This window comes from Amazonocrinis nigriterrae CENA67 (genome assembly GCF_016056305.1).
GTDB lineage: Bacteria > Cyanobacteriota > Cyanobacteriia > Cyanobacteriales > Nostocaceae > Amazonocrinis > Amazonocrinis nigriterrae.
Map to the genome: position 1 here is coordinate 80170 of NZ_JAECZC010000001.1, position 10503 is coordinate 90672.

The 10503-nt window shown below is 38.2% G+C and carries 10 protein-coding genes and 1 pseudogene; 6 read left to right on the forward strand and 5 right to left on the reverse strand.

Annotation, left to right across the window (positions count from 1 at the left end; all coding sequences use genetic code 11):
• Window positions 1-49: 49 nt before the first annotated feature.
• The 4 genes from pcrA to I8748_RS00365 all read right to left on the reverse strand — a co-directional run bounded on the left by pcrA (window position 50) and on the right by I8748_RS00365 (window position 3946).
• Window positions 50-2371, reverse strand: a complete 2322-nt coding sequence (gene pcrA / locus I8748_RS00350; RefSeq protein WP_198122738.1) for a DNA helicase PcrA — start codon at window positions 2369-2371, stop codon at window positions 50-52.
• Window positions 2372-2959: 588 nt separating this feature from the next.
• Window positions 2960-3154, reverse strand: coding sequence for a helix-turn-helix domain-containing protein (locus I8748_RS00355; RefSeq protein ID WP_198122739.1), 195 nt, complete (start codon window positions 3152-3154; stop codon window positions 2960-2962).
• 74 nt (window positions 3155-3228) lie between these two features.
• Window positions 3229-3393, reverse strand: a complete 165-nt coding sequence (locus I8748_RS00360; RefSeq protein ID WP_198122740.1) for a hypothetical protein — start codon at window positions 3391-3393, stop codon at window positions 3229-3231.
• Window positions 3394-3730: 337 nt separating this feature from the next.
• Window positions 3731-3946, reverse strand: a complete 216-nt coding sequence (locus I8748_RS00365; RefSeq protein WP_318781168.1) for a hypothetical protein — start codon at window positions 3944-3946, stop codon at window positions 3731-3733.
• A 261-nt stretch (window positions 3947-4207) separates the two neighbouring features.
• On the opposite strand from I8748_RS00365, the gene I8748_RS00370 reads away from it, so the two are divergent.
• The 6 genes from I8748_RS00370 (at window position 4208) to I8748_RS00395 (ending at window position 9939) form a co-directional block, all read left to right on the forward strand.
• Window positions 4208-4390 carry a hypothetical protein gene (locus tag I8748_RS00370; RefSeq protein WP_198122741.1) on the forward strand — a complete coding sequence of 61 codons (183 nt, stop codon included), beginning with the start codon at window positions 4208-4210 and terminating at the stop codon, window positions 4388-4390.
• A 317-nt stretch (window positions 4391-4707) separates the two neighbouring features.
• The gene (locus I8748_RS00375) at window positions 4708-5199 is read left to right on the forward strand and encodes a hypothetical protein (protein ID WP_198122742.1); all 492 of its coding nucleotides are present in this window, start codon (window positions 4708-4710) and stop codon (window positions 5197-5199) included.
• A 224-nt stretch (window positions 5200-5423) separates the two neighbouring features.
• On the forward strand, window positions 5424-5819 hold the full coding sequence (locus tag I8748_RS00380) for a translation initiation factor (RefSeq protein ID WP_198122915.1): 396 nt from the start codon (window positions 5424-5426) through the stop codon (window positions 5817-5819).
• A gap of 308 nt (window positions 5820-6127) precedes the next feature.
• Window positions 6128-6325: a hypothetical protein gene (locus I8748_RS00385; RefSeq protein WP_198122743.1), complete on the forward strand. Its 198-nt coding sequence runs from the start codon at window positions 6128-6130 to the stop codon at window positions 6323-6325.
• A 530-nt stretch (window positions 6326-6855) separates the two neighbouring features.
• Entirely contained in the window at window positions 6856-7065 is a 210-nt protein-coding gene (locus I8748_RS00390) for a hypothetical protein (RefSeq protein ID WP_198122744.1), read from the forward strand.
• Between the two features lie 426 nt (window positions 7066-7491).
• The gene (locus I8748_RS00395) at window positions 7492-9939 is read left to right on the forward strand and encodes an NACHT domain-containing protein (RefSeq protein ID WP_198122745.1); all 2448 of its coding nucleotides are present in this window, start codon (window positions 7492-7494) and stop codon (window positions 9937-9939) included.
• A gap of 389 nt (window positions 9940-10328) precedes the next feature.
• On the opposite strand, the pseudogene I8748_RS00400 reads toward I8748_RS00395, so the two are convergent.
• Window positions 10329-10503: pseudogene (locus I8748_RS00400) on the reverse strand (transposase); the annotation flags it as partial.

Genomic DNA, 10503 nt, shown 5'->3' on the forward strand with positions numbered 1-10503 from the left:
CGTCTACGTTAAAATAATTTTGGCGTGAATTACCAATTACGAATTACTATCACTCCACTTTTTGTAACTGTGCTAGTTGGGGGTCAACAATTTTTTGCCCTAGGCTAGCGAATTTAATCGCCACAGAAAGCTTATTACCAGAACCAAAAATGTGTGTGATTTCACCAATACCAAAAGTTTTATGTAATACCCTATCACCTACTTTCCAGTTCTGTGTTGTATTTCCTCTACCATTACTTGCAGCACTTTTGATATAAGTTTGACGAACTTTGCTTTGGGAAGCTAATAATTCTGCGGGTAATTCGTCGAGGAATTGCGATCGCATTGCTGGTTCACGAGAACCATATAAGCGGCGTTCACGAGCGTGTGATAAATATAACCTTTCTTGGGCACGAGTAATCCCAACGTAACACAAGCGGCGTTCTTCTTCTAAAGCTGCTGGGTCACTCAGGGAACGGTAGCCAGGAAATAATCCCTGTTCTAATCCCACTAAAAAGACTACGGGAAATTCCAAACCTTTAGATGCGTGCAAAGTCATTAAAGAAACTGCTGTTTGTCCTTCTTTCAAGTTATCCAAATCGGAACTTAAAGCAGCACTTTGCAAAAAGGCTGTTAAAGAAACATCTTCGTTTTCTTCTTGAAATTGCAGTGTAGCATTGTAAAGTTCCTGGACGTTTTGTATGCGGTCTTCAGATTCATCTGTACCTTGATTTTGCAAATCTTGGACATAGCCAGAATCGTCTAACAGTCCTAATAACAATTCTGACACTGGAACCGTTGCAATTTGTTCTTGATACTTGCTAATCATTTCGGCAAAAGCATTCACACCTTTTGCAGAACGTCCCGCTAATGTATTCACAGATGTTTCATCGCTGAGAATTTCCCAAAGTGTTGTACCTAATTGTTGGGATGCATTTACCAAGTTCTCAATAGTAGCTTTACCAATACCGCGTCTAGGAGTATTGATCACTCGCAATAAACTAACTGTATCAGCTGGGTTAGCGATCGCTCTTAAATAAGCCAGGACATCTTTAATTTCTTTGCGGTCATAGAACTTGATTCCCCCCACAACTGTATAGGGGATTTGATTCTTCACCAACAATTCTTCAAAAGGACGAGATTGGGCGTTAGTACGATACAGTATGGCAAAACTACCCCAATTTAACTCTGGGTTATGATGTTCTAAAGTGCGAATTTGACGAATTATGAAGTCAGCTTCTTCTAGTTCATTATCCGCTTTATGACAATAAATTTCCTCACCTGCTCCCCTTGTGGGTTTGAGGATTTTATCAATCCGTTGGGTATTATTTTCAATCAGTTCGTTAGCTGCTTGTAAAATATTTTCGCAAGAACGATAATTTTCCTCAAGCTTTACCATTGTGCGGGTATCTTCATCTGGTAAACCGTCACCAAAATCGTTTTGAAATTCCAACAAAATGGTAAAGTCTGCCATTCTAAAGCTGTAAATTGACTGATCCGCGTCACCTACTACAAAAACTGAGCGATTCTGCCATTCCCATTCACTCTTCCTCTCTTCTCCATTAGTCACCAACAGGCGGATGAGGTCGTATTGAGTGCGGTTAGTATCTTGATATTCATCTACAAGAATATGGCAAAATTTGCGATGCCAATAACCTAATACATGTTCGTTTTGCTGAAATAGTTTAGTTGGGATTAAAATTAAATCATCAAAGTCTAGGGCGTTATTTTCTGCTAGCTTATCTTGATAGCGAGTATAGACATCAGCAATTACCCGTCCGCGATAATTAGGTTGCTCGCGTTCAAACTCTTGGGGTGAAAAGCCTTGGTTTTTAGCGTTACTAATGGCGTAGCGGACAGAACGAGGTTCAAATTTTTTATTATCTAAGTTTAAATCTTTCGTAACAATTTCTTTAATTAAGCTTTGAACATCGGACTCATCAAAAATAGAAAAATTGCGATTCCAACGGCGTCCTTTTTCGTCTTGATATTTTTCGATATCAAAGCGGAGAATCCGAGAAAATAAGCTGTGGAAAGTACCACACCACAAATCTTTGATGGTAGTTCTGTAAACTTGCGATCGCAATTGATTCTGTTCATATTCTGGCAACAAATCAAAACGTTGACCGTGTTCTTTCATTGCCAATTGTTCAGCAAACAGCTTTTGAATCCGTTCTTTCATCTCCCGTGCGGCTTTGTTGGTGAAGGTAACCGCCAGTATATTTTCTGGGTCAACACGGTGTTTGAGAATCAGGTTAGCAATACGATAAGTTAATGCTCGTGTTTTACCGGAACCTGCGCCAGCAACAACTAATAAAGGGCCGCAGTAATGTTCCACGGCTTGACGTTGGCTAGGGTTGAGGTGACTGAGGAAATCAATACTTGTGGTCATGGATGTGAAAGAGCGATCGCGTATTATTTTTCAATATCATCTGGCTCGTCTGAGTGTGGTAACTCCTCAGCTGATGGTAAGCAGACAAGTGGGTCGTAGTTTAACATGAATTACTCTTCCGCCCCTACTGATCTATGCTACCTGTATTGTTGAGAGTATGAAGCATAGTAACGCTTTGCAAAATTCAAAAGTCAACCAATTTCGCATTTGAGATTTGTTCTAGTCACAATAGGGTTCGGATAAGCATTTTAAACTCACAATAGGGTTTGGGGAAAAGGTTACTGGGCTTGGGTTAAAGGTTTTTCTTCCCCTTTTCCCTTTCCCCTTTCCCCTTTAACCGAACCGTATTGGTTCTAGCCACAAGGTCGCTGCGTAAGTCCTGCAAAATCCAAAATCTAAAATAGGCACGGTCAAAATAAAACCAGCGCGGTTTTTGGGGAAACCCCAAGACCTCGCTGGCTCACAAGTTACTCAACTTGTAAAGACCCGAAGAAATGCCTCAAAATTCATCTCCCATTCGTCCCGCCACTATATCCGAAGGCTAGCTGAGAGCCTGCTGGGAGGTTAAGATGATTGCCTTAGACTCAATTAGAAATTACGCCAATGCTGAAAATTGCTGTATTGTCTAGCTCGATATTCCATTAATGCACCTGAAGTCACTACAGTTCGCCCATCTCTTTTTTGAGTGGGAATTTGTCCTTTTTGCAAAGCTGTATAGAGACTACTTTGATCTACACCTAAAAATCTAGCTGCTTGTACAAGCGAAATGCCCTGCTTAAGCATGTTCTGTCTTCTTCTCTTCCTAGTTGATAAGCGGTATAACATGGCAAAAGGTTAATAAACTAGTACAAAAAATCTCAATCACAGAAATGCAAAGTTTGCCGTTGCAGCACTATTGTTGCTGTAGAGTCAAGCTGCACAGTTGGAGTTAAGTAGAGATTCTTGGCTTTGAAGCTGAGAGCGTCAATCTCTGCCCAATGCTGATGATTTTGATCAATGACATGACGTTCAACCAGCCTCATGTTCTGCCTCCTTCTTTTCACGGGTGGCTTTGGGTATGTCTGGGGTATTTTGACCAATATTTTACTTAACTACTCTGACCCCTAGCTACATGCAAATCTAATTAGATTTACATCTAATTATAATAGCAGAGCATAAAGAAATAATTAAGATATTGAGAAATAGATAAAACAGCGTAACCACCTGCCTATAACGAGGTGGTGTAGTTTTTCATGTGCCACAAGAAGTACGGTTAAAATTTCATAGCCATAAAATGACGTGAGCCTCCGTAGGAGGCTCACTTTAAGTTGAATATAACGACACTTTATAGTTCCAACCGTGGAATAGATGTAAATTATTTTACGCTGAACGTGCCATAGCCAAATCCCGAATTAACGGGACTCTGGAACGAATATAAGCTCTCATGGTGTTGGTTTCTTCACCAGTCAATAGCTTATCTTTTTCCACTCGTTTCAATAATTGCTGGATTAGTTCTGCATCACTGAAGCCCAGAAGAGCGCTAGTCTGGGTTTCTTCGATCACAAACCAGAGATGACGTAATGCTGAAGAGTTCACAACACATACCCCCATTGCAACTACTCGTGGTTTTTGCTCCATACCATAGTGGAGCTATAAACAATCTAAAGAAAATCTTAAGGTATAAAATCTTAAAAAATTCTAAATTAAGTAAAACTTAACTAATTAGATAGTAATCTACAAGCTAAGTTATAAATCGTATAATAGCTGACGACAAGTAATCTTCCTAAAGATACAGGCAAAGTTAGTCTCCATCTGTATGGAAAATCTACTTTTGCTAAGTAATGACTGTCATTGGCCATGGGTCAAAGCGCCGTTGGCGCAAGATGTGGGATTTTCTACGTTGTCCTCAACGACTTGTGTGCTGATGTAGCGATCGCTTTACAACAACCTTTAGAACCAGGACTTACGCAGCGAGATTATTTGTTGAGGTCGGGAATAGGGCAAGCAAGCATTGGGTATTGGGGACTTCCAAGTAAATAAATATCCCATCGCTCTTTGTAAGCTGGGGGAGCTGGGGAAGCTGGGGGCGAATTGGCATAACCTATCTAATTATTGAAGAGAGCTTGATAGCTAATTAACAATGTATTTCCTTGGGAAGAATGCAATTTCTCTCAAAGGCAGGACGGAATATTTGACAAATTAGCTCATCATGGGTGGTGAACCGTTGTACCCGTGCTGTTGTTACGAGTGAGTGGCAAATGGCAAATGTTTTTTTACTCTCGGAGAATTAGCAGGAACCTAACTCTGTTTCTACAGCAGCACAGCTTTTAACAAACGCAGGGTGATGAGGAAATACAATGAACATAACATCATACCTTAAGAGTAAAATAGCTACCCGTTTCCTGGCAGTACTGCTTTCAGCGTTGCTGACAGTGCCATTGCTGAGTAGTTGCACAGGAGGTTCCCGGACTGCCTCACCACCGCCACCTGTGGATGATACAGCTGGTAGAACAGTGAGCGATCGCACCAACCAACCTCAAGCTAAAAAGGGATTATCTACAGGACAGAAAGTAGCAATTTTGGCTGGTGCTGCTGCACTTTACTACCTCTACAACCAACATAAAAATGCTCAAACTGAAGGAGCACAAGGTAAATACTATCTTTCCAAGAACGGGCGTGTATACTACCGCGATGCTGAACACCGTGCCCATTGGGTAACCCCACCATCAGAAGGTATTCGAGTCCCGGAATCTGAGGCGCAACAGTATCGAGACTTCCAAGGCTACAACGGGCGTACCACTGGTCGGGATCTCAGCGATGTAGCCCCAACCTCAGCCCCAGCATTTTAGATTAGCAAAGCGTGTGTATAGCAAAGTGCTGAGTCCTGAGTAGAGACGATTCGCCGAATCGTCTGTACTGCTGAGTCCTGAGTATAAACCTATTTGTCTCAAAGCTTTGAGCAATCAGCACTGTTTTAACCTATGTGACTAAGGCTGTAAATGTAACCTGACTTTCTGGTCAATAGCGTCGATCGCGCAGGTAAAACACACGAACTTAAATTAGGAGAAAGATGATGGTAGATGACTTTTGGCGAAAGGCTAGAGATTTTTTTACAGGCTCGAACAGCGCTCAAGATCAACAAGAAGGCGAATATGGCGATCGCCAAGTACGTCCAGCCAGTGAAGATCCCTACGGCGACCCCGCAGACCAGGACTTTTACGGCAACGCCATTCCAGCCAGTCAAGACCCATATGGCGACCCCGCGGACTACTACAGGAATGCCATTCCAGCCAGTCAAGACCCATACGGCGACCCCGCAGACCAAGGCTATTTCGGTAACGTCAGACCAGCCAGCGAAGATCCATACGGCGACCCCGCAGACCAAGGCGCAGACCAAGGCTATTTCGGTAACGTCAGACCAGCCAGCGAAGACCCCTACGGTGACCCCGCAGATGAGTACAAGCCTTAGTACCAGTTGATACAATAAAAATTTTGAGACTACTTTTGAAAAAAGGCAATGGCAATTGATGCTACTGCCTTTTTTTATTGAAGGCGGCAGGAAACTCCATTCACAAGGGGATGGAGTTTTTTATTTATAAAAAAGTGATTGTCACAGTACACAAGCTAACTAAAGTAAAATAAGCTACTAAAAATATGTACTTTTTTATCTCAAAAGCTGCTTCAAATATTGCAATATTGCCGCTAATTGCCGCTTATTACCGTTAAAATGTATACTTCTTACATTAAGACATTTCTATATCACAGAGGTAAGCAACCATGAGCCAAACTCCTATGAATAAAAGTCTGGCTAAAAATGTATGCAAACATAAGGCAGGCGATACCTGGAAAGAAGGCTGTTGTGGAGAAGATTTCTTAGCAAAAAATTATTTTGGAAATATTGAGGAGCAAGAGAACGAGAGTAGAACAACTGTTAAACAGATCGCACTAACCGAAAAACTGAAAACAAGCCATTAATGTAGTTTAAAATCAAGTGTTTTATACTACTTAAAACATGCTTGTATACTGTTACTTAAGTAGTCTGGCATTAAGATTTACCGTTAAAACAAGACGAGGGCAAAAAATAAGATAACTATCAGCCCTTGATATTTGTTCGGTTACTTTAATTTTTGCCTATCTACTTAATTAACTTGATATCAAGTAGCAAATGCTTTTCAGTCTTTAGGATTAGGATATTCTTTAATTAATTAAGCAAAAAGATAGAAGACTTATTGCTAAAAAAAACAACTGTAACAGATGAGTGTAAAAGCGAGTAATTTAGGCCACTAAAATTCCGTTAATTTCACTCATATTGCCTATTAATGTACTTCTGAAATGCCGTTCTGGTTTGTAATACTGTATTTAAGGTCAAAAAAAGGCCTAGATTGAAACCCAGAGGCTTCCTAGACCAAAACATTTATTATCTAACTTCAGGTTATCATACTTTCTAAAGTATGACGCTGACTTGCCTCTGGGTTTTGACTCTAATACTTCAAGAGGAAACTAAGATGCTAGTAAACAACCCAGATCAGTCAGTTAATACAAATACTTCTATAGATTCTTGCGTGCCAATGCCTGTACCAACAAAGCTTACAGACAAATTACCAGCTGATAGTATAACCAGTCTCATGATTGCTACTGCTATTTTATTGCGAGCAGCAACAGGGCTAATTCAGGTTTTGCTTCCTTTCATGCGGCAAAAAGCTAGTAATAATTAAAGCAACCAATCAATAGTCAAAGATTCTAAATTCTAGACTCATCCCCCTAGCCTTTTTGCTAGGGGGTTTTAATGTAAACTCACATCTTGCACCTACCCCATCTCCCACCAATCAATTTATTTGTTAGCTAATAGCTTTAATTGAGTTTAGCTATTAGCCTTATACTTCATTCTAAGGCGCTTGTGGAAACTGGTGCAATATCTGAGTCAATACACATTGAACCAAAGATTTCAAAGCATTTGGCGGCAACAAGCGGTAATAAGCAGTAATTAACGGCAATTTGACATAAAGCAGACTTTTTACCTTTATGATAGAAGATTGGTAAGTGTTTAAAATTAGCCTTAATTATCTAATTGTTTGATAACAGATTAATTTTTATAAAGCAACACAATTGTACAAATATCATCACTTTATAGGAGGTTATCAATGGCATCAATTGAAGTTAATCAGCAAGTTTTTAATCAACTAAAACAGGCTTATAGCGAAAAATTTGGAGGTTCCCCGAAAGTTCTCATGTCAAAACTTGATTCAAAATCTCCACATCACCTTACTGAACATGAGCATTTAATTGCAGAAAGAACAATACGTAAATTTTTTAACACCTCACCTACACCAAAGATGCAGGAGAAAAATCTGAACTATTTATGTAACGTTTTACTAGAAGGATGTACAAGCTATCAACAAGCACTAAAAAAATTTGTTCCTGCAACTCTATCTAAATTTGTACAACAAAGCTGGTTAGATTCTTATCTAGAGTATCTGAGAAAAGAATGTAACACTGTGAAAGTATTATCTATGAGAGAGCCTGTTTCGTTAGATGACATTTTTGTCAAGGTAAATATTATAGAAAGTATCAAAGGACGCAGAGGAAAAAGTATACAAGAATTAGAAGATAATAGTCTAGATTGTAATAGATTTGGTCAGATAGTCCATCAAAAAGGAGTTCCAGGTCTAGAGGTAGTAAAAAAACACCACAGGCTGATGATATGGGGAATGGCAGGGGCGGGTAAAACTACTTTTTTAAAGTATATAGCTATGCATGGTTTTACCGAGCAGGATAATACATCAGAAAAACCTTTGCCATTTTTTATATCTTTGAAAAAATTCGCAGAATATCAAAATAGACAAAGCTTAGTTCAAGCTATTCTCCAAGAGTTTGCTAAATGGATTCCTGATGAATTAAAAGATATTCGCAGCGATGTAGACCAGTTGATTCTAGATTACTTGGAGAAGGGGAAATGCTTGATTTTATTAGATGGCTTAGATGAAGTTTTAGCTAGAGATACTCGTTATATATATAAAATTATTGATGATTTTAATGAAAGGTATAGTAATAATCATATGATTATTACTTGCCGTCATGGAGCTTGTGAATATGTTTTTAAAGAGTTTGCAGAGGTAGAAATAGCAGATTTTGATGATAAAGAAATAGAAAATTTTATAAATAATTGGTTTAGAAAAAGCCAAACACAAAATGATAAGCTAGAAAACTTTTTGCGTAGACTCAATGCTAATCCATCGGTCAAAGAATTAGCCAAAAATCCATTATTACTAACGCTATTATGTTTAGTCGCTGGAGATAATTATGATTTACCTATGAATAGATATCAGTTATACCATGATGCAGTAGAAGTACTACTAAAAAAGTGGGATACGAATCGCCAAATACAACATGAAACAATTTATTCAGGCAATTTAACACTTCAGCTAAAAATAAATATTTTAGCAGAAATAGCATATGATGCTTTTATTGAAAAGCCACAAAGACACTTTTGGCATAAATTTGAGTTAGGAGCCAAAATTCGTAAACTTATTGAAAATATTGATGGATTTGAACATAAAAGGCTGGATGATGATAGCCAATTAGTTTTGAAGTCTTTTGAGACGCATCATGGTATTCTTGCTGAACAAGCTCAAGGGATTTATGCCTTTTCCCATTTAACTTTTCAGGAGTATTTTACTGCTCAATATATATATGAAAGTCGTGATCCTGCTATTTTTAACAAGATTGTAAAACAACATCTAACAGATTCTCATTGGCGAGAAGTATTTATAATTATTGCCTGTCGATTTCCAATAACTGAAACTGACAATTTTATGAAATTAATTTTTTCCTATGCAAATGAACTAGTTAAAAGCGATGAATTGCAGAAAATTTTGAAATGGTTATATAAACTAACAACAAAGACATTAGAACTTTCATCTAGTTCATGGAGAGCTTTCTACTTAACTATAGATTTAGATACAGATTTATATATTAATAATGAAATAAATATAGACCGCAATATTGCCGAAAGCCTTTCTGTAAATTTGAGAGAGATTAATAAGAAACGTCACAAAATTATAGATAGTAATTTTAAAGATTTACTTGTAAAAAACTTGTCAGTTATCCATAGTTTTGCTAGTGATAAAGCAGCTAATAAAAGCTGGAAAATTTACGAATCTAGTAAATTTATTCAAAAACGTCTAGAGGTTGATGAGAGTTTTACCTTTGAGTCTAAATTACAAGAAACGATTCAAATTGCCACAGAAAATAGTAATGTTAATTTAGCAGATGCTTTAAAATTTTTACAATCTTGTCAACCTGGCCATAAAAATTCAACCTCCGAATGGCAAAAGTGGGCAGACGACTTGCAAAATGTGATGCTTGAACAGCTAGATATTGGTTATAATGTACAATTTTCGGAAGAGGATACTAAAGCTCTAGATAACTACCTTTATCTCTGTAATCTTTTATTAGATTGCATTCAAGAAGGTAGCTACACTATTAAAGGTTTGCGAGAAGAACTGATTGATAATTTACTGCTACCAAAAGAACAGATTCCGCCACACCTGTTTGGAGATGGAGTTAGCCAAATCCTTGCAGAGGAATAAATTAAGAATTTTGGCATTGCTGAATCCAACTATGAAATTCAAAAATTCAGTTTTTTAAAGTACTCTTCCCTGTGGGTGAGCAACGCCAGATTTTTTACTTAGGACTTACGCAACTGGCACACATATTTTCTGCGATGGCAGTCAATAGGCAAAAGTACTGGGTCAAAAATCAAAGTTTTTTGGACTAAGTAAGTGGGCAGGAAAATTCCTAAATACGTAACGAAAAGTTAACCAAAGTGATTGCGGTTAAATTTAATACGTTGGGTACTATAGTTTCCTCTTTCCCCTCTGGTTTGAACACCATCCATTACGGCATAAGCAAGGTCTAGCTCATCGTCAAACATTTTAGAAGCTAATTCGTCTTTTTTGAGGTGTTGCCATTCCAATTCAATTGGGTTCATTTGAGAACAATATTTAGGTAAAAAGAAGATGTATAAACCCTGTTTTTCCCACTTTGACCATAACTGTTGAACTTCTTTACATCGATGTATGGGGCCATTATCTTGCACGATGACTTTAATACGTCCAGTTTTTGAAGCATCAAGAGCTTCAAGCTCCATCATT